The sequence below is a fragment of the Paracoccus xiamenensis genome, assembly GCF_011308835.1.
Lineage (GTDB): Bacteria > Pseudomonadota > Alphaproteobacteria > Rhodobacterales > Rhodobacteraceae > Paracoccus > Paracoccus xiamenensis.
On sequence record NZ_JAAOHY010000004.1, the window covers coordinates 224723 to 243898 of the forward strand.

Annotated in this window: 20 protein-coding genes; 15 read left to right on the forward strand and 5 right to left on the reverse strand. The window is 66.8% G+C overall.

The window, feature by feature from the left end:
- The first annotated feature begins 3 nt into the window (after positions 1 to 3).
- The 4 genes from G7044_RS11180 (at position 4) to G7044_RS11195 (ending at position 2427) form a co-directional block, all read left to right on the forward strand.
- Positions 4 to 735 carry a double zinc ribbon domain-containing protein gene (locus tag G7044_RS11180; RefSeq protein WP_166328908.1) on the forward strand — a complete coding sequence of 244 codons (732 nt, stop codon included), beginning with the start codon at positions 4 to 6 and terminating at the stop codon, positions 733 to 735.
- 118 nt (positions 736 to 853) lie between these two features.
- Complete coding sequence (grxC, locus tag G7044_RS11185) at positions 854 to 1111, forward strand: glutaredoxin 3 (protein ID WP_166328910.1); 258 nt, start codon at positions 854 to 856, stop codon at positions 1109 to 1111.
- Positions 1112 to 1114: 3 nt separating this feature from the next.
- Positions 1115 to 1966, forward strand: coding sequence for a carbon-nitrogen hydrolase family protein (locus G7044_RS11190; RefSeq protein WP_235931257.1), 852 nt, complete (start codon positions 1115 to 1117; stop codon positions 1964 to 1966).
- Entirely contained in the window at positions 1963 to 2427 is a 465-nt protein-coding gene (locus G7044_RS11195; protein WP_328803847.1) for a MarR family winged helix-turn-helix transcriptional regulator, read from the forward strand. The genes G7044_RS11190 and G7044_RS11195 overlap by 4 nt, the downstream gene beginning before the upstream one ends.
- A gap of 48 nt (positions 2428 to 2475) precedes the next feature.
- Here G7044_RS11195 and G7044_RS11200 read toward each other — a convergent pair whose 3' ends face one another.
- Positions 2476 to 3066, reverse strand: coding sequence for a hypothetical protein (locus G7044_RS11200; RefSeq protein ID WP_235931258.1), 591 nt, complete (start codon positions 3064 to 3066; stop codon positions 2476 to 2478).
- A gap of 155 nt (positions 3067 to 3221) precedes the next feature.
- On the opposite strand from G7044_RS11200, the gene G7044_RS11205 reads away from it, so the two are divergent.
- From G7044_RS11205 to der, 3 genes are read left to right on the forward strand one after another with little or no spacing between them, the layout of a single operon-like run.
- Complete coding sequence (locus G7044_RS11205; RefSeq protein WP_166328912.1) at positions 3222 to 3932, forward strand: tetratricopeptide repeat protein; 711 nt, start codon at positions 3222 to 3224, stop codon at positions 3930 to 3932.
- A 13-nt stretch (positions 3933 to 3945) separates the two neighbouring features.
- Positions 3946 to 5277: an outer membrane protein assembly factor BamB family protein gene (locus G7044_RS11210; protein WP_166328914.1), complete on the forward strand. Its 1332-nt coding sequence runs from the start codon at positions 3946 to 3948 to the stop codon at positions 5275 to 5277.
- Complete coding sequence (gene der, locus G7044_RS11215; RefSeq protein WP_166328916.1) at positions 5274 to 6755, forward strand: ribosome biogenesis GTPase Der; 1482 nt, start codon at positions 5274 to 5276, stop codon at positions 6753 to 6755. The genes G7044_RS11210 and der overlap by 4 nt, the downstream gene beginning before the upstream one ends.
- Positions 6756 to 6807: 52 nt before the next feature.
- Here the strand turns inward: der and G7044_RS11220 are convergent, their stop codons facing one another.
- From G7044_RS11220 to G7044_RS11230, 3 genes are all read right to left on the reverse strand, one after another.
- Entirely contained in the window at positions 6808 to 7512 is a 705-nt protein-coding gene (locus tag G7044_RS11220; protein WP_166328918.1) for a hypothetical protein, read from the reverse strand.
- Positions 7513 to 7652: 140 nt separating this feature from the next.
- Positions 7653 to 8945, reverse strand: a complete 1293-nt coding sequence (gene serS / locus G7044_RS11225) for a serine--tRNA ligase (protein WP_166328920.1) — start codon at positions 8943 to 8945, stop codon at positions 7653 to 7655.
- A gap of 60 nt (positions 8946 to 9005) precedes the next feature.
- Entirely contained in the window at positions 9006 to 9374 is a 369-nt protein-coding gene (locus G7044_RS11230) for a thioredoxin domain-containing protein (RefSeq protein ID WP_166328922.1), read from the reverse strand.
- 150 nt (positions 9375 to 9524) lie between these two features.
- On the opposite strand from G7044_RS11230, the gene G7044_RS11235 reads away from it, so the two are divergent.
- From G7044_RS11235 to G7044_RS11265, 7 genes are all read left to right on the forward strand, one after another.
- Positions 9525 to 10598, forward strand: a complete 1074-nt coding sequence (locus tag G7044_RS11235) for a bifunctional transcriptional activator/DNA repair enzyme AdaA (protein ID WP_235931259.1) — start codon at positions 9525 to 9527, stop codon at positions 10596 to 10598.
- On the forward strand, positions 10595 to 11338 hold the full coding sequence (locus G7044_RS11240; protein ID WP_166328924.1) for an isocitrate lyase/PEP mutase family protein: 744 nt from the start codon (positions 10595 to 10597) through the stop codon (positions 11336 to 11338). The genes G7044_RS11235 and G7044_RS11240 overlap by 4 nt, the downstream gene beginning before the upstream one ends.
- Before the next feature lie 125 nt (positions 11339 to 11463).
- Positions 11464 to 11763 carry a 50S ribosomal protein L28 gene (gene rpmB, locus G7044_RS11245; RefSeq protein ID WP_166328926.1) on the forward strand — a complete coding sequence of 100 codons (300 nt, stop codon included), beginning with the start codon at positions 11464 to 11466 and terminating at the stop codon, positions 11761 to 11763.
- A gap of 139 nt (positions 11764 to 11902) precedes the next feature.
- Entirely contained in the window at positions 11903 to 12244 is a 342-nt protein-coding gene (locus G7044_RS11250) for a hypothetical protein (protein WP_166328928.1), read from the forward strand.
- Between the two features lie 33 nt (positions 12245 to 12277).
- The gene (locus tag G7044_RS11255) at positions 12278 to 12766 is read left to right on the forward strand and encodes a copper chaperone PCu(A)C (protein ID WP_166328930.1); all 489 of its coding nucleotides are present in this window, start codon (positions 12278 to 12280) and stop codon (positions 12764 to 12766) included.
- 90 nt (positions 12767 to 12856) lie between these two features.
- A complete protein-coding gene (locus tag G7044_RS11260; protein ID WP_166328932.1) occupies positions 12857 to 14227 on the forward strand; it encodes a DUF1800 domain-containing protein in 1371 nt (456 codons plus the stop codon).
- A 10-nt stretch (positions 14228 to 14237) separates the two neighbouring features.
- Positions 14238 to 15410, forward strand: a complete 1173-nt coding sequence (locus G7044_RS11265; RefSeq protein ID WP_166328934.1) for a DUF1501 domain-containing protein — start codon at positions 14238 to 14240, stop codon at positions 15408 to 15410.
- Here G7044_RS11265 and G7044_RS11270 read toward each other — a convergent pair.
- On the reverse strand, positions 15407 to 18496 hold the full coding sequence (locus tag G7044_RS11270) for a glycosyltransferase (protein ID WP_166328936.1): 3090 nt from the start codon (positions 18494 to 18496) through the stop codon (positions 15407 to 15409). The two genes, G7044_RS11265 and G7044_RS11270, sit on opposite strands and share 4 nt — an antisense overlap.
- Positions 18497 to 18598: 102 nt before the next feature.
- On the opposite strand from G7044_RS11270, the gene G7044_RS11275 reads away from it, so the two are divergent.
- Positions 18599 to 19171 carry a L,D-transpeptidase gene (locus tag G7044_RS11275; protein WP_166328938.1) on the forward strand — a complete coding sequence of 191 codons (573 nt, stop codon included), beginning with the start codon at positions 18599 to 18601 and terminating at the stop codon, positions 19169 to 19171.
- The last annotated feature ends 5 nt before the right edge of the window (positions 19172 to 19176 follow it).

Sequence of the window (19176 nt, forward strand, 5' to 3'; positions counted from 1 at the left end):
GCGATGAAAGCCGCATTGCGATTGATCTATCCGCCGCGATGCCTGGCCTGCGAAGGGGCTGTTGAACAGGATGGGGCGCTGTGCCCAAAGTGTTGGCGTGATTGCGAATTCGTGTCGGGCTGTGCCTGCAGGCGCTGCGGGGTGCCGCTGCCCGGTGATCTCGCCGAGGACGCCGGGGGCGATGATGGCTCGCTGATTTGTGACGACTGTCTGGCCACAGCCCGGCCCTGGCGCCATGGCCGGGCGGCGCTGGTTTATCGCGGGATTGGCCGTAACCTGGTCCTGGCGTTGAAGCACGGCGACCGGCCGGACCTCGCGGGGCCGCTGGGTGGCTGGCTGGCATTGGCCGTTGCGCCCATCCTGCGCGAGGGGATGCTGGTCGTGCCAATCCCGCTGCATTCCGGACGGCTGATGCAGCGCAAGTTCAATCAGGTGGCACTGCTTTCGGCGCAAGTTGCCCGCGTCCATGGGCTGACGCATTGTCCCTCGCTTCTGTATCGAACCCGGCCGACCCCCGCGCAGGATCATCGCGGCATCGAGGAGCGTTACGCCAATCTTCGGGATGCGCTGGCGGTCTCGCCACGTTATCGGGCGGAGCTGCGGGGGCGTTCGGTGTTGCTGATCGACGACGTCATGGCCTCGGGTGCCACAATGTCCGCCGCGGCGGAGGCCTTGCTTGGTGCTGGCGCGGCGACGGTCAGTATTGCGGTGCTGGCGCGTGCGGTGAAGGAGTAGGACAAGGGGCGGGCGCGGACCCTTGGGGCTGTTCTTTCAGGCAGTTGTCTGGAAATTTCGCCCTCGCGCACTTAGCTTGTGCATCGAAAATTCTGCCAAACCGAACCGAGGATGCTTCATGGCCCAAGTCGAGATCTACACCACGCCGACCTGCCCCTATTGCCAGGCTGCCAAGGCCCTGCTGACCCGCAAGGGCGTGGCCTATGCCGAGATCGACGTCAGCCGCGACCCGGCCGTGCGTGACGCGATGACCCAGCGCGCCGGTGGCCGCCGCTCGGTGCCGCAGATTTTCATTGATGGCCACCATGTCGGCGGCTCGGACGACCTGCACGCGCTGGATCGTGACGGAAAGCTTGATCCGCTGCTGGCGGCCTGATCCATGTCCGGCGCGCTGATCGCTGGATTGGTGCAATTGTCCGTCGGCGATGACCCGGCGGACAATCTGGCCCAGACGCAGGCCTTGATCGCGGATGCGGCGGGGCAGGGGGCCAGGCTGATCGCGACGCCGGAATGCACCAATCTGATCTCTGCCGATCGCGACTGGCGCGATCAGGCCATCCGCATCGAGGCCGAAGATCCGACCCTGAAGGCGCTGCGCGCGCAGGCTGCTGACTTGGGCATCTGGCTGCTGATCGGGTCGCTGGCGCTGAAATCCGACGACCCGGCCGAATCGCGGCTGGTCAATCGCAGCCTTCTGGTCGCGCCCGACGGGGCGATCGTCGCGCGCTATGACAAGATCCACATGTTCGACGTCACCATTTCGGCGCGTGAATCCTATGCGGAATCGCGGGCCTATCGGCCGGGTGCGCACGCCGTGCTGGCGCAGGGCCCCGCACCGATTGGGATGAGCGTCTGTTACGATCTTCGCTTCCCGCAGCTGTATCGCGTTCTGGCGCAGGCCGGTGCGAAGGTTGTGACGGTGCCGGCGGCCTTCAATGACACCACCGGGGCGGCGCATTGGCATGTGCTGTTGCGCGCCCGCGCGATCGAGACCGGCTGCTTCGTTCTGGCACCTGCGCAATGCGGGCTGCACCCGGCGGAACATGCCAGCGCCCCTCGGCCCCGACGCAGCTTTGGGCACAGCCTTGCGGTGTCGCCATGGGGCGAAGTCCTTGGTGACGCAGGGGAAGACCCAGGCGTGCTGATCGTTTCGCTTGACTTGGATGCGGTGGACAAGGCACGTTCTCGTATTCCCGCAATCCATGCCGATCAGCCTTTCGAGGGCCCGTGACCGAACTGCTTCCACCTCCGGACGACCCCACCCGCGCATCCGTCGCGGCCAGCCTTTTTGCCGAGGTGCTGGTGGTCGAACAGCTTGCTCGTGCGATGATCGGCCGGACATTGCCCGGCGGCATGCAGATATCGCATTTCTCGGTGCTGAACCTGCTCGCCCATGTCTCGGAGGAGCGGACGCCCGCCCAGCTTGCCGAGGCGTTTCACGTCACGCGTGGCGCAATGAGCAATACGCTGGCCCGGCTGGAATGGGCGGGGCATATCCATATTCGCCCGGACTGGGACGACGCGCGGCGCAAATTCGTGTCGATCAGCCCGGCCGGGCGCGCCGCGCGGGATGCGGCGTTGGCGGCGATCCTGCCGGCGATGAGCGATGTCGTCCGCGATATCGGGGCCGAGCGGGTCCGCGCCGCGCTGCCGGTTTTGCGGGCGCTTCGCGAGCGGCTGGAGCCGGATTGAGCGCCCTGCGCGGGCTGTTGATGACGACCGACCGGAACGCGCCGGCCCTCACCCGGAAGTGGTGCGGGCGGCAAGGCGCAAGGCGTGGCTGGGGTCACGGGCGACGGCGGGCATGACCGGGTCGTAAGCGGCGCGGATCACCTGCGCCAAGGGTGCCGTCGCGGTGATCTCATGTGCGAAGGTCAGCATGGAACGCATGGCCAGCGTCTCGGCCAGTTGGGCGGGATGGGCATCGGCAAGCGCGCCGCTTATGCGGATGAAGGACAGGCAGGCGCGGATGCTGCCGTCGGCGTCAAAGCGAAAGATCTGGTAATGGTCGGCATGCTGCTGCTTCAGCCGGGCGACCAGATCGGGCTGTCCGGTCAGCCGGTCAAGGTCCGGGATCTCGGCCAGTTCATCCCAGTCACGGCAGAAGAACATCATCAGGTTCGCGCCCATTTCCGGGTCGGTATCGGTGATCGGGTGGCCGGCATGGGCATAGGCCGCCTTCAGCGCGCCGCGAAAGATGTCCAGGCTTTCGTCGGCCAGTCCGAAGATGACAGGCGCGACCGGGCGGCCCCAGCGGGCGGCGAGATATTGGCCGTCGCGTGTGAACAGGTCTGCGATCTGGTCGGCGGTCATGCCGGGCTGGCTGGACATCGGGCGGGTTCCTTTGCGGCTGAGCGCCATTGAAAAGCGGCTGTGGGCGGCTGCGTCAAGGGGGTGGTGCCTGTTGGCGGGGACGTGATCCGGGCTGCGGCTTGTTCCCTGCCGTGTCTGGGCTATAAGAGGCAGCGAGAACAAGGCGGAACCACATGAGCCACGATACCGACAGTTTCATCGACGAAGTGACCGAAGAGGTCCGCCGCGACCGGCTTTACCTGTTGATGCGGCGTTATGGCTGGATTGGGCTGGTGGTCATCGTGGCGATCGTGGGCGGTGCAGCCTGGCGCGAATATGCCAGTTCCCGCGACCGGGCCGAGGCGCAGTCCTGGGGCGATGCGGTTCTGGCAGCGCAGGACAGCGACGATCCGGTGGCAGCCCTGGCCGCGTTAGAGCCGGTGGGCAATGCCGACCGCAGCGCGCTTGGCGACCTGCTGGCGGCGGGCGCGGCGCTGGATGCAGATGACAGCGCCACGGCAGGCAGCCATCTGGAAAGTGCCGCAGCCGAGGCGCAGGACCCGGCATTGCGCGACCTCGCCCGGCTGAAGGCCGTGCTGGCCATGGGCGAGACGATGGATCCCGCCGCCCGCGATGCAGCACTTACCGAATTGTCAAAGCCCGGCGCGCCCTTCCGTCTGTTGGCGCTGGAACAGAAGGCCGTGGCGTTGGTGGCGGCGGACCGTGACCAGGACGCGTTGAACCTTGTCCGCGAGATCATGGCCGAAGATGGCGTCAGCCAGGCGCTGAATGCGCGACTGACCGAGATGATGATTACGCTGGGCGCCCAGCCCGGCGCGCCTGCGGCCGCCACCCCCGCCGCTGCCAGCGCCGCCGCCGCGCCCGCACTTGCACCCGCCGAATGACATGAGGCCAGCCATGACGTCGAAATCTGTCCTGACGCCCGTACGGTTCGCCCTGCTGGCGGCGCTTGCCCTGGCGGGCTGCGCCGAGCGCGAAGTGATTCTGCCCGGTCCGCGCTTTGACCCGCGCGCGGTGACCTCGCCCGATGGCCCCGCGGTGGAACAGCCCGTGGCCGGAGGCGCCCAGCTGTCGCTGCCCGGTGCGCGCGCCAATTCGGAATGGACCCACCGCGCCGGAAATTCGGCGCATAACAGCGGCCATGTCGCCCTTGGGGCCGGCACGCAACGCATCTTCTCGGTCCCGATCGGTCAGGCTTCCGACCGCCGCAACCGGATCAGTGCCGACCCGATCGTCGCGGGCGGCCGCATCTTCACGCTGGACAGCCGGGCGACGGTGACGGCGACCTCGCTGGCGGGTGGCCGTGCCTGGTCGGTCGATCTGGTCCCGCCGGGTGAACGCAACGCCAATGCCTCGGGCGGCGGCATCGCCTATGAGGGCGGGCGTGTTTTCGTGACCACCGGATACGGCGAACTGGTTGCGCTGGATGTCCAACGCGGCGCGGTCCTGTGGCGCCAGCGTGTCGGTGCGCCGATCGGCGGCGCGCCCACGGTCAGCAATGGCATGGTCTATGTCACCGATCGCGGCGCCAACGGCTATGCCGTGCGCGCGGCTGACGGCAAGCTGATGTGGCAGGCCTCTGGGATCAAGCAGCCGACCGGCGTGATGGGCGTCGCCGCCCCCGCGACCGAAGGCAATCTGGTCGTCTTCCCATTCTCCTCTGGGCAGATGCTGGCCGTCGATACCCAGACCGGGATCGAAAACTGGTCAAGCCAGATCGCCGGCACCCGCGTCGGGCGCGCCGTGGCCTATATCCGCGACGTGACGGGCGAGCCGGTCATTGCCGGGAACATGGTCATCGCCGGCACGTCATCGGGTCGGATCGCGGCACTGGACCGCAGCACCGGCTTGCAGATCTGGTCGGCGCGCGAAGGCGCAGTCTCGCCGGTGCTGCCGGTGGGCAACGCGGTCTTTGCGGTGAACGACCAGAACCAGTTGATCCGGCTGGATCTGGCCACCGGCGGTCTGGTCTGGGCCCGTGACCTGCCCTATTTCGTCGACCAGAAAGTGAAGAAGCAGGACCGCATCCACGCCCAGTTCGGGCCGGTGCTGGCCGGGGGGCGGCTGTTCGTGGCCTCCTCGGACGGGGTTCTGCGCAGCTTCGACCCTGCCTCGGGCAACCTGGTCGGTCAGGCCGAAATCCCCGGCGGCGCGGCGACCGCGCCCGTCGTTGCGGGCGGCACCCTTTACGTCACCGGGCGTGACGGCAACCTGCACGCATTCAGATGAGCTTTACCCTTGCCATTGTAGGCCGGCCCAATGTCGGCAAGTCGACCCTGTTCAACAGGCTTGTCGGCAAAAAGCTGGCGCTGGTGGATGACCAGCCCGGCGTTACCCGCGACCTGCGCGAAGGGCAGGGGCGCCTTGGCGACCTGCGTTTTATCGTCGTCGATTCGGCCGGTCTGGAGCTGGCCGAGGATGACAGCCTGCAAGGCCGCATGCGTCGCCTGACCGAGCGCGCCGTGGACGAGGCCGACGTGGCCCTGTTCGTCATCGACGCCCGCGCCGGCGTGACGGCGGCAGACGAATATTTCGCCGATATCCTGCGCAAGCGGGCCAAGCATGTGATCCTTGCCGCCAACAAGGCCGAGGGCCGCGCGGGCGAAGCTGGCGCGATGGAAGCCTACGGCTTGGGTCTGGGCGAGCCGCTGCGCATCTCGGCCGAGCATGGCGAAGGGATGGAGGATCTTTACGCCGCGTTGCAGCCGCTGGCGGCAGAACTGTCGGCCCAGAACGCGGTGTATGAGCCCGCCGTCGATGTCGACCTTCCCGAGGACGCGGAGTTCGACGACGAAGCCGAACCCGATTGGATGCCGAACGAGGCGAAGCCGCTGCAACTGGCGGTGATCGGGCGGCCGAATGCCGGGAAATCGACGCTGATCAACAAGATCATGGGCGAGGACCGGCTGCTGACTGGCCCCGAGGCCGGGATCACCCGCGATGCGATCTCGGTCAGGACCGAATTCATGGGCACGCCCATGCGCATCTTCGACACCGCAGGGATGCGCAAGCGCGGCCGGGTGACGGACAAGCTGGAAAAGCTCTCGGTCGCCGATGGGCTGCGCGCCGTGCGCTTTGCCGAGGTGGTCGTGGTGCTGCTGGACGTGGCGATCCCGTTTGAACAGCAGGATCTGCGCATCGCCGATCTGGCCGAAACCGAGGGCCGCGCCGTGGTAGTCGCTGCGAACAAGTGGGACCTTGAAGAAGACAAGCCCGAGAAGCTGAAGGAACTGCGCGAATCGTTTGAACGCCTGCTGCCGCAGCTGAAGGGCGCGCCGCTGGTCACCGTTTCGGCCAAGACCGGCAAGGGGCTGGATCGGCTGCATAATGCGATCATGCAGGCTTACAAGGTTTGGAATGCGCGGGTCTCGACCTCGAAACTGAACCGCTGGCTGGAGGCCATGACAGAGGCCCATCCCCCGCCCGCACCCGGCGGCCGCCGGATCCGGTTGCGTTACATGACGCAGGTGAAGACCCGGCCGCCAGCCTTTGTCGTGAAGGCGACCCATACCGACAAGATCCCGGACAGCTATCACCGCTATCTGATCAACGGGCTGCGGCAGGATTTCGACATGCCGGGCACGCCGATCCGCATCTTCTTCCGCGATCAGGGGACGGTGAACCCTTATCGTCACAAGGCGACCAAGATCAGCCAGTCGGGCGCGCTGTCCAAGCACAAGAACCGGCAAAAGCCGAAAGGCAGCTGAAGCATCTGCCGCAAACCCCGACGCTGGTTTGGCGTCGGGGTTTTGCGACGGGTCACGTCGTTACGCGCACCAGCAGAAAGGTCAGCGACGCCATCGACAGGACGGCGATGACCGCGATGGGTGGGTTCGTTTCGATCATGGTTGCGGCAGTGGCCAGCAGCGTAAACATCACCGTTACGGTATAGGCCGGGTTCCTTGGCAGTCGTAGTTGAATGGCGATGGCGGCGCTGCAGGACAGGATCGCGCCGGCCAGCGTTGCCAGCTCAACCGGGATCGGCATCGCATCGGAAAGGAAGGACGCAAAGGCCGCAAAGGTCAGCACCGTGGCCCAACCGGCAAAGACGCCCAGCACTGGTTCCCGTGCCAGGCGGCCGTCGGAATCGGTGCGCCTGCCGGCCGCGATCAGCGCCAGCAGCATCGCCACGCATAACAGGAAGCCAAGCAGCGGAGCCCATACCGAAATCCACGGCCAAAGCGTGCCGCAGACGAGGGCGGCGATCAGCAGCAGCAGATCGGGCAGCTTCAGATCCGGGCGCAGCTTGTGCGGCCAGGCCTCGATCAGGGCGAAAGCCAGCAGAATGAGCCAGAGCGCGCATAGCATGATCCACATGGCCGGATGCTCCGGGCGCAGATAGATCTCGGCCAGACCATCGGGATCAAGATTGCCGTAAAGTGCCGCGAATTGCGGTGGCAGCAGCGCTTCGGGCTGGGGCGCGCGCGCGAATTTCACCCCGCTGGCCACGAAGACCAGAGACATGAGACACATCAAAAGGGTCGCTGCGCGTTGCATGTCACAGAACGCGGCAGCGGGCGCAGAGTTGCGCCATATTCACGACAAACAAAAATTAATTTTAGTGATCCGTTGCCGCAGCCCGAATTTCCATGGGGCGCAGGCGCTTAGGCGAGCGTGCCGTCGGCCTGCAGCACGCTGCGCCCGCCCAGATAAGGGTGCAGAGCCGCCGGCAGCAGGACCGAGCCGTCGGCCTGCTGGCCGTTTTCCAGCACCGCGATCAGCGTGCGCCCGACTGCCAGCCCCGAACCGTTCAGCGTATGGACGAATTCCGGCTTGCCGCCGCCTTCCGGACGGAAGCGCGCGTTCATCCGCCGCGCCTGAAAATCGCCGCAATAGCTGACGCTGGAGATCTCGCGATAGGTGTTCTGGCCGGGCAGCCAGACCTCCAGATCATGGGTGATGCGGGCGCCGAAACCCGTGTCGCCGGTCGACAGTACCATGGTCCGGTAGGGCAGGCCCAACCCTTCCAGAATAGCCTCGGCCTGGGCGGTCATGCGGGCATGTTCCGCCAGGCCGTCCTCGGGCGCGGTGATCGACACCATCTCGACCTTTTCGAACTGGTGCTGACGCAGCATGCCGGCGGTATCGCGCCCGGCGCTGCCGGCCTCAGAGCGGAAGCACTGGCTGTGCGCAACCATCCGGCGCGGCAGGCTGCTGGCCTCGACGACATCACCATTGACGGTATTGGTCAGCGAGACCTCCGATGTCGGGATCAGCCACCAGCCCTCGCGGGTCTGATAGCTGTCCTCGCCGAATTTCGGCAGCTGGCCGGTGCCCTCCATCATCTCGGACAGGACCAGAACCGGGGCCCATGTCTCGGTCAGGCCGTGCTGTTCGACATGGGTGTCGATCATGTATTGCGCCAGCGCCCGGTGGATGCGGGCAACGGCACCTTGCAGCAGCACGAAGCGCGCGCCCGACAGCTTCGCGGCGGTGGCGAAATCCATGCCAGGCTTGACGCCGGCGATCTCGAAATGCTCGACCGGGGTGAAGTCGAATTCGCGCGGGCTGCCCCAGCGCTTGATCTCGACATTGTCGGTTTCGTCCGCGCCATCGGGGATGCTGTCCAGCGGCAGGTTCGGAATGGTCATCAGCAGATCGCGCAGCTGGCGGTCCAGTTCGGCGGCCTCGGCCTGCTGGGCGGCGACCTGTGCCTTGGTTTCGGCAACCAAAGCGCGCAGGCGTTCGAATTCTGCCTCGTCACCCTCGGCCTTGGCGGCGCCCACCAGCTTGCTGGCGCGGTTCTGTTCGGCCTGCGCGTCTTCGGCCGATTTGATGCGGGCGCGGCGGGTTTCGTCCAGCGACAGGATCTGGTCCGAGATCGGCGCATCGCCCCGGCGGGCAAGTGCGGCGTCGAAAGCGGCCGGGTTTTCGCGGATGGCGCGGATATCGTGCATGGCGGACCTGTCTGAACGTTACGCCGCAGGTGTTAGCCGAAGGCGGGCCGGAATGAAATACTAGCCCGCGGGTTGCGGTGCGTCGGCGGCCATGATCCGATCCAGAAACCGCCAGAAGTTCTGCTTGCCGGGATAGCCTTCGATCCGGCCCATTTCCTGACCGTTGCGGATCAGGATGAAGGTGGGGGTGACGTAGGGCTGCCGATCCAGCGCCAATCCGTCGGGGTAGGGGCCGTTGATGTCGATGCGCAGCAGCGGCGCGGCGAGGCCCTGGGGGCTGGTGCCGTAGCTGGGGGCAACCTCGGCTTCCCACTGGCGGCAATAGATGCAGCTGTCCTGCCGGATCATCAGCAGTTGTGTGCCTGTATCGGCCCGGCCGGTGCCTGGCAGCAGGGTCAGAAGCAGCAGAAGGGTCGACAGAATGCGCATGAGCGGCAAGATAGGCAGGCGGGCTGGCGTGGCACAGCGCTTTTCTTTCAACTGCCGCAGGCCTATCCAGAATGTGAAGGCGCGGGACCGGAAATAAACGCCCGTTTTCGCGCCGCGGCACTCGGGCCGGTTCATTAGGATGAGGGGCAGATGATGAAGGAGCCGACGATGTTCGACCTGCCCGACGATACCGTCCTGTATAACGCGCTGTCGGCGCGTGATCCGGCATTTGAAGGCCGCGCCTATGTCGGCGTGACCTCGACCGGGATTTTCTGCCGCCTGACCTGCCCGGCCCGCAAGCCGCGCCCGGAGAACTGCCGCTGGTTCGCCCGCCCCGAGGACGCGCAGGCGGCTGGCTTTCGCCCCTGCAAACGTTGCTATCCGGTCGGTGCCACGGCCGAGGGCGACGCCGCCGTCACCGCCCTGCGCGCTGCGATCGAGGCCGATCCCGGTCGCCGCTGGACCGAGGCAGATGTCGAAGAGATGGGCTTTGATCCCTCGACCATCCGCCGCGCCTTTCGGCGGCATTTCGGTGTGACTTTCCTGCAGATGGCGCGCGAAACCCGTCTGCGCGAAGGCGCGCGCCGCGTTGCCACCGGCGATGCCGTGATCGAGGCGCAGCTGGACGCAGGTTTTGATTCGGCCAGCGGCTTTCGGCAGGCCTTTGCCAAGCTGTTCGGCCACCCGCCAGCGGCGATGCGGGGGGCGAATGGATTGGTGGCCGACTGGATCGACACGCCGCTTGGCGGGATGATTGCGGTGGCTGATGAAAAGGCGCTGCATCTGCTGGAATTCACCGACCGCAAGGCGCTGAAGCCGCAGCTTGCGCGGGTGTCGAAGGATGCGGGCGGCAAGGTTGGCCTGGGCCAATCCGATGTGACTGGGCAGACCGCCGAACAGCTGGGCGCCTATTTCGCAGGCGACCGCGCAAGGTTCGAACTGCCGCTGGCACCGCACGGGACGGTGTTCCAGCGCCGGGTCTGGGACGCTTTGGTGCAGATCCCCGCAGGCCGGACGCGCAGCTATGCCCAGGTGGCCGATGCCATTGGCCAGCCCACTGCGACCCGCGCCGTCGCACGCGCCAACGCGACCAATGGCATCGCCATCGTAATACCCTGCCACCGGGTCATCGGGGCCGACGGCATGCTGACCGGGTATGCCGGCGGGTTGTGGCGCAAGGAAAAACTGATCGCGATTGAACGCAAATATGCAGGTGCGGCATGAGCTTTGCTTCCCTTCACCAGCCCGGCAACCCGCTGATCCTGTTCAATATCTGGGATGCGGGTTCCGCCCGCGCTGTGGCCGAGGCGGGCGCGGCGGCGCTGGCGACCGGCAGCGCCTCGGTCGCGGGGGCGCTTGGCTATGCCGATGGTCAGGCGCTGCCCTTTGATCTGCTGCTGACGGTCGTGGGCCGGATCCGCGCTGTTTCGCAACTGCCGCTCAGCGTCGATTTCGAGGCGGGCTATGCCGACACCCCGCAGGGCGTGGCCGAAAATGCCGCGCGGCTGGCGTCGCTTGGCGTTGTGGGCATTAATCTGGAGGACGGCATCCCGCCCGAAGGCGGTATCCGTGCCGCGCATGCGCAGGCAGAATTGATCGCAGCGATTCGGGCGAACTCCCCGTTATTCATCAATGCCCGCACCGATCTTTTCCTGCAGAACCCGGCGGAAAGGCACGGGTCGCTGGTGGCCGAGGCGTTGGAGCGTGGCCGGATCTATGCCGAAGCGGGCGCGAATGGTTTCTTCGTGCCCGGCCTGACCGATCCCGATCTTATCGCCACCATCTGCCGCGAATCGTCCTTGCCGATCAATGTGATGAAATCGCCTTCGGCACCTGATATTGACCAGTTGGCGGCTGCGGGCGTTGCGCGGGTCAGTTTCGGCCCCTTTCCATGGCGCGATGCCATGGCGGGGCTGGTGCAGGCGTTTCGTGACGAAACATCGTTTCAGGCCAACAGGGCTTGACCTTCCCGATCCGGGGCGGTAGGTACCCGCGAACCGAAATTCCGGGCGCTGGCACTTTTTCGTGCCGCGGCGCCCTTTCACATTGGGACTTCGCCGTCCCGCGAACGTAAAACGAGGATAAGACCATGTCGCGCGTCTGCGAACTGACCGGCAAGGGCCCGATGAGCGGGAACAACGTCAGCCATGCCAACAACAAAACCCGTCGCCGCTTCCTGCCGAACCTGAACGATGTCACGCTGACCTCGGAAAAGACTGGCCGCGCTTATTCGCTGCGGATCTCGGCAGCTGCTCTGCGCTCGGTCGATCACCGTGGCGGTCTGGACGCCTTCCTGGCCAAAGCCAAGGATGCGGAACTGTCGGCCCGCGCGCTGAAGATCAAGAAAGAGATCGCCGGCGCCGGTGATTCGGCCGCCAACCTGGCCTGATCCTTTCGCGACCTGAATGCCAATCGCCCCGCCGAGCCCTCGGCGGGGCGATTTCTTTTGCGATCACAGGGCTGTCATCGGGCGGTATGCGCGCTCATGTCGCTTTCACGCCGGCGCGCCGCGCGTTACAGATCGCCATATGTACGCCGCCTTTCGCCTGTTCCTGATCGTGATGCTGGCCCTGACCTCGCAGGGGCTGGCCTCGGCGCGCGGCCAGCCCCGCGCGGTGTCCGAGCTGGTGATCTGCGCCGGCGCAACCGTGATCACCCTGTCGGTCGATGAGCAGGGCCGCCCCGTCAAGCACAGCGATTTCTGCCCCGACATGGCCCCCCATCTGCTGGCAGCGGTCAGCATTGATGCCCCCATGCCCGCGCGGCAGGGGGCGGTGGTGCGGGCGGCTTCGGCGATGCAGCCCGGGCGGGCGCGGGGGCGCGACGCGCCCGTCGCGCAGGCCCGTGACCCACCGCGGCACCTTGTTTGACCGGTTACATTCCTCTCATCCAAGGACAGACAGATGAAACTTACGACTCTCGCGGCACTGGCCGCCATCGCCCTTCCCGCCGCCGCTTTCGCGCAGGACGCCACCGTCACCGTTGCTGATGGCTATGCCCGCAGCGCCAACCCCAAAGCGGGCGGCGCATTCATGACGATTCGCAATGGCGGCGCGGCTGACTGCACCCTTTCGGGCGTCAGCACCGATGTGGCTGAGGTCGCCGAACTGCACACCCATAAGGACATGGGCGACGGGGTCATGAAGATGACCAAGATCGAAGGCGGCATCACCATTCCCGCCGGCGCGGAACATGGGCTGGTGCGCGGCGGCGACCATGTCATGCTGATGGGCCTGAAGGCTCCGCTGGAGAACGGCCAAGAGGTCGCGCTTGCGCTGGATTTCGGGGACTGCGGCACGGTCGATGCGGTTCTGCCCGTAGACAATGACCGCAAGCCGGCAGAAGCCGCGCCCATGAACCACGGCGCGCATGCCATGCCGGCGTCGAACTGACCGGCTAGCGCCACGGCTTGGCGCTGGCGGCGGATCTTTCCTGAACCGCCGCCAGTGTCCGGGCGTTGATCTGCAAAGGAAGGCGCTGACATGAGCTATGCCGAATTTGCCCTGATCCGGTTCGGAACCGGAAGGTCGCCGCGACATGACGGCCCGGGTTCGGCAGATGCGCTGATGCAGTCGCTGCAGGATGGCGACACCGTCCGGCGCTATCCGGGCTTGGATGTGGTCGCGGCTGGGCAGCTGGCCAAGGCCGTGGCCCAAGCCCAGACAGCCCTGCGCAAGGGGCAGGGCAGCGTCGAGGATGACACCCGCGCCAAGGCCGCGTTGACCGCCGCCGTTGATGGCGCGGCACGCGCGCGGCTGGCGCGTGCGGTTGACGACCCGACCGGCTTTGCCGACCGGCTGGTGCAGTTTTGGGCCAGCCATTTCAGCCTGCGCCTGTCGACCGCCGCCTTGCGGGTGTTGGCGGCCTCCTTTCAGGACGAACTGCGCCGCCATCAGACGGGCCGCTTCGCCGATCTGCTGCGCGCGGCGACGCTGCACCCGGCGATGCTGATTTACCTCGATCAGACCTCCTCGGTCGGGCCGAACTCGATCCGCGCCGAAAAGCAGAAGCGCCGCAAGATCCGCGTCGGGTTGAACGAAAATCACGCCCGCGAGTTGCTGGAACTGCACAGCATGGGTGCGGGCGCGGGCTATCGGCAGGGTGATGTGCGCCAGCTTGCCAAGCTGATGACCGGGCTTTTCGTCGACCGCGACTGGCAGTTCGTCTTTGATCCCCGTCTGGCTGAACCGGGCGCTGAAAACGTGCTGGGCCACGCTTATGGCGGCGGCGATCCGGCCCGGCTGGCCGAATTCACAGCCTTTCTGGATGATCTGGCCACGCGGCCCGAAACCGCGGATTTCATCTGCACCAAGCTGGCCCGACATTTCTGTGCCGACGACCCGCCGATGCGGCTGATCGAGGATATGAAGGCCCGCTATCTGGCCAGCGACGGCACTTTGACCGAAGTATATGACATGATGGTGCGCCATCCGCTTGCGCGCGAAAGCTTTGGGCAGAAGGTGCGCCAGCCGCAGGACCTGCTGCCGGCGGCATTGCGGGCGATGGAGGTCGATGGCGGGCAGGTCATGGGCTGGACCGACCACGAATTCCAGCGCTCTTATGTCAATGCTCTGGGCCGGATGGGGCAAAGCCTGCGCGGCGCGCAGCAGCCCGAAGGCTGGCCGGAACCGGCCGCGGCATGGTTGACCCCGCCGATGCTGTCGGCGCGGATCGGCTGGGCGATGAGCCAGCCGAAGAAGCTGGTCGAGCGCCTGCCAGACCCCCGCGAATTTGCCGCTTGGGCGCTGCATCCCGATGTCGCGGCTGATGTGGCGGTCGCAGCCGGGCGCGCCGAATCGCGCGCGGATGGGGTCGGGCTGGTGCTCGCCTCGCCGCAATTCAACCGCAGATGAGGGTTTGGGCATGGATCGCCGCCGCTTTCTGAATGCCGCGCTTGGGGTCGCCTGTTCGGCCGCCGCCAGCCCGGCGCTGACCACCATGAGCTTCGCGTCGACCCCCGGCGAGCGGCGGTTGGTCGCGATCGTGCTGCGCGGGGCCATGGACGGGCTGGATGCGGTCCAGCCTTATGGCGACCCGATGCTGCGCAAGCTGCGCCGCAGCCTGTCGCTGGGACCGGATGCGGGCGCGCTGGATCTGGATGGCTTCTATGCGCTGCACCCGGCGCTGGCGCCGCTGTTGCCGATGTGGCGGGCGGGCGAGCTGGGCTTTGCGCAGGCCGTCTCCACCCCTTACCGCGACAAGCGCAGCCATTTCGACGGTCAGGATATTCTGGAGGCCGGGACCGCTGCGCCGGCCCGGATGGGCGCGGTCGAAGGTGGCTGGCTGAACCGGCTGCTGCCGCTGATCCCGGGCGCCGCGTTTGAAACCGCTTATGCCATCGGCACCGACGAGCTGGCGATCCTGCGCGGCGAAAATCCCTTTGCCAGCTGGGCGCCTTCGACGCGGCTGACGCTGTCCTCGCAGGCCGAAGCCCTGCTGCGCCAGCTGTATGAGCCGGACCTGCCCTTTCACGAGGCAGCCGAGGCCGCCATCGCCATCAGTGCCGAAACCACCGACGAGGGCGCGCGCACAGGTCCCCGTAACGCCGCCGCCGCGTTGGCGGGGTTCGCGGCCTCGCGGTTGAACGGGGCGTCGCGGATCGCGGCCTTTTCGCTGAACGGCTGGGACACTCATCGCAAGCAGGTCCAGACCGTGACCCGGCCCATGGCGCAGCTGGCCGAGGCCCTGACCGTGCTGAAGCGCGAACTGGGGACGAACTGGGGCAATACGGTGGTGCTGGCGATGACCGAATTCGGCCGCACCGCCGCCGAAAACGGGACCGGAGGCACCGATCACGGAACCGGCGGGCTGATGGTCATGGCGGGCGGGGCCGTCCGGGGCGGCAAGGTGCATGGCGATTGGCCGGGGCTGGACGAATCCTCGCTTTATGCCGGGCGCGACCTGATGCCGACGGCGGACGTGCGCGCCTATGCCGGGGCGGCGATTGCGGGGATGTTCGGGGTTTCTCTGCGCGCGGTTGAGGAGGTGATCTTTCCCGGCCTGCAACTGGATCAGCCGCCAAGGATCCTGCTTTAGCCGCCCTGCGATGACAGGCCGGGCGATGCCGGGCTGTCGGGCAAGGTGGGTCGCGGGCGACGGCGCGACCCACGCCTTGCGGCGGGCGTGTCGCAATGGACATAGGCATCCTCGGCCAGGGCGGTTTCCAGTCCTTTGGCGGGCGGCCCGGCATCACCTGGGGCGATGGCGGCCAGCAGATCGGCGCGGTCAAGATCCGCCCGTCGGAACATCGCGCAGAATTTCGGATCGACCGGGAAGGGCGTCCATTGGCCGCGATGACCGGTTGTCATCTTGCGGGCCAGCCGATCAATCGTGGCGGCATCCAGCGCGTGCTGCGCACTGTCGAGGCCGTTATACAGCGGCCCGACAAGGCCAAGCAGCGGGCGGCGTTGCAGGTGCGCGACCATGGCCGGCAGTGCGCCGGCTGCGATGCGTGCCTGCGGGTTCAGCAACAGGATGTATTCGCCCCGCGCCGCCGCAATGCCTGCCTTCGCCGCGCCATCCAGCCCCGCCCCATGAGGCACGATGCGGATGCGGCTGTCGGCGCTTGTCGCCGCGCGCAGATCCTCTGACGCGGCGGCATCGGATCCAGCATCGGCCAGCAGGATTTCCAGCCGGGGATAGGTGTCGCCGTGCCCGACCAGCATGTCGATGCAGGTCAGGGCCGGTGCGGCCGGCCCTTGGGTCGGGATGACCACCGACAGAAGGGGTGCGCGCTCCATCTCGTCGACAAGGTTTGCGGCCCGATAGGACCATGCGTTTTCCAGCGCAAAGGCGCGCAGCACGCTTGCCGTCATGGGGTCGCAGGCCTTGTCGGCGGCCGCGCGGATGGCTTGGGCGAAGCTTGCCGGATCGGTGGCGATCAGGACCGTGTCGCCGGCCCGCGCCAGTTCCGGCAGCGCGGTGGCGACCGTGGGCTTTCCGGCCGCGGCATGGTCGTAGAACTTGATCGGTTCGCTTGCGCGCGCGCGCGCAGACGGCCGGAACGGGATCATCATCACATCCATCGCCGCCAGAAAGCCGGGCAGATCGGCATGGGGGATTTCGCCATGTAAGCGGACATTGGGCAGGTCCGGCTCAATGGCGGTGGTGACGGGTCCGCCCAGATGGATGTCGAAATCCGGGTTCTGGCGGGCAATGGCCAGCACCAGCCCGGTGTCGAACCAATCGGCGACCGCGCCGATATAGCCCACACGGATGACGCCCTCGGGGCGCGGCTCAAGTGGAAAGTCTCGCGTCGCACCGGCCGTGAACAGGTCTATATCTGCGCCGTTGCGGATCAGCCGAACGGGCCGCTGCCCGCTGAGCCGGTCCTGCCGCGACTGCGATGACACGATCACCCGATCCGCTTCGGCGATCATCTGCTGTTGCAGCCGCAGAATGGGATCATCCGCGCCATCCTGCTCTATCTCTGCGCCGATATCTGCAACAAGCTGGAATTGCGGCGACAAATGCCGGGCCACCGACCACCACAAGGGATGCATGACCAGAACATGCGCGCGCAGGCTGATCTGGTGGCGGTCGGCGAAGCGGTGGAAATGGTCGACCCAGATGCGCTGCATGGCGGGGCTGGGCGGGGTCGTCATATCCGCGCCGGCAGGCTTGCCGCTGTCGGGCAGGCGCAGCAGGTGGATGCCGGGGGCGACCTCTTGCGGGGGCGCGTCGCCGGTTATCGGCTCTGCAAAGAAAACCCGGTGCCCGGCCTTTGCCAGTTCCAGCGCGAGATGGTGGGGGCGTCGCGGACGGCCGTGCCAGGCGAGGGGCGACAGGATGAAGATGTCGGGCTTGGCCGTGCCCATCTGGTCGCTGTCGGCAGGTGGTGACGGCGCCCCGAGATCCGGCTCGCCATCGGGTGCAGACTTGCCCAATAACCGGCTGATCGCATCGCGCAGCCGCCCGTGGCTGCGGTTCGGGTGTGCAGAGGCGGCGGCCTTGGGCGTCATGTCAGCGGGCGTTGTTCGCGCGGGGGCTTCGTCGGTCTGCGGCTCCAGTGCGGGGGCGTGGGTGTCTCCGCGCCGGCGGAGTTCGGCGATTTCCGCCTGCAGCGCCGCATTGGCGCGTGCCAGGGCGCTGGCGTCCTCGGCCAGGCGATCAGCGCGCACGTTTGCCTGGTTCAGTTGGCCTTGCAGGTCGGTGATACGAAGGCCGGCCATCGCCTCGGTCCCGCGTGCGGATGCGGACAGGGTATCGAAACGGATGCGAAACGGTGCGATCTCTGTGCGATCAGGCACCGATCCGTCGCGGGCATGACGTGCCGCCAGCGTGAAAAGATCGCCCGCCAGCAGGTCCAGCTCTGGGTCGATAATGCGCAACTGCTGCCCGCCATGGACCGCATCGGCCCGGAAGCGAGGGGCGACCATCTCGACCGTAGCCGGATCGGCAGGCGGCGGCAGGCCGGCGACCGAGGCGATACGCGCCAGCGTGTGATCAAGGTCATCGACCCAGTCGGGAAACAGGATCAGCGCGCGCGACATGCCCTCGCTGTCTTCCAGTGCGGTCAGCAGGTAATGCACCCACATCAGGAAGGCCGCATCTGCCGGGATGCCATTGGTCCGGGCCAGCGAGGTCGCCACCTCGCCCGGATGGCGCAGGGTAATCAGCGCACCAAGCGGTGCCAGCGGTTCCAGCAGCTGACGCCAGGCCGGGATCAGCAGGGTCAGGCGGGGATCCTTGATGGCGATGCGTGGGGCGTTGCCAAAATCCGCCTGCAAGGCCTGCTGCATCGCGCCCGGGTCGGGCGCGATGTCCAGCGGCGCGATGCGACCCCACCATGCCCCTTTCCGGGCCAGCAGGCTGTCGTTCAAGTGCTGCACGGCCAGCGGCGCGAACGCATCGCCGCCGCTGCTGATGTCGGCGGGCTGGGCGCGGCGGCTGGGTAATGCAAAGCCCATGGCATCGGCCGCTTGCGCCAGGAAGGACCCGCCACTGCGCGGCATTCCAAGAATGATGAGGGTTCCGTCGCGTGGCGTCATACGGGGGCTCTGCTGGGTGGAATGCGGGGCCTTCATGGGCGAACCCTGCCACAGCATCAGTGCAACGCCAAGCGTCGCGGGAAGGCGTGATGGGCCGGGGTGGGGGATCGGCAGGATCCGGCGTGCGCGCATGATAGCTGGGCGAATCCCGCCGAGTTGAACGGGATTTGGTTGAAATTGCCTGCTCAGAACATATAGGGAATAGGGAATACGCAGACACAGGATGATCTTGTCATGAACCGTCGTCAGATGATCGGGCTGGCCCTGCCGCTGGTCGCCGCGCCTTCGCTGGTGCTGGCCCAGGCCGCGCCCAAGGCCACCCCCGCCGCCGCTACCACCGACCCCTATCAGCCCACCGAGGTGCCGATCCGCGAGGGGTTCGAGGTCGGCTCGATCGTCGTCGTGTCGGATAATTTCTTCCTTTACCACGTCATCGCGCCGGGCCGTGCCGTCCGTTACGGCGTGGCTGTCGGCAAGGACGAACTGGTCTGGAAGGGCAAGGCCCGCATCGGCCGCAAGGTCGAATGGCCCAGCTGGCGCCCGACCGAGGCGATGATCAAGCGCAAGCCCGAACAATACGGCAAGTGGAAAGACGGCATGCCCGGCGGCCCGCAGAACCCGCTGGGCGCGCGGGCGCTGTATCTTTATGATGCCGGCGGCAACGATACCGCCATCCGCATCCACGGCACGACCGAGCCCGGGTCCATCGGGCGGGCGGTCTCGAACGGCTGTATCCGCATGCGCAACGAGGCGGTGATGGCCCTGTTCGAGCAGGTGCCGATCGGCACGCCTGTTTACGTCTACTGATCCCG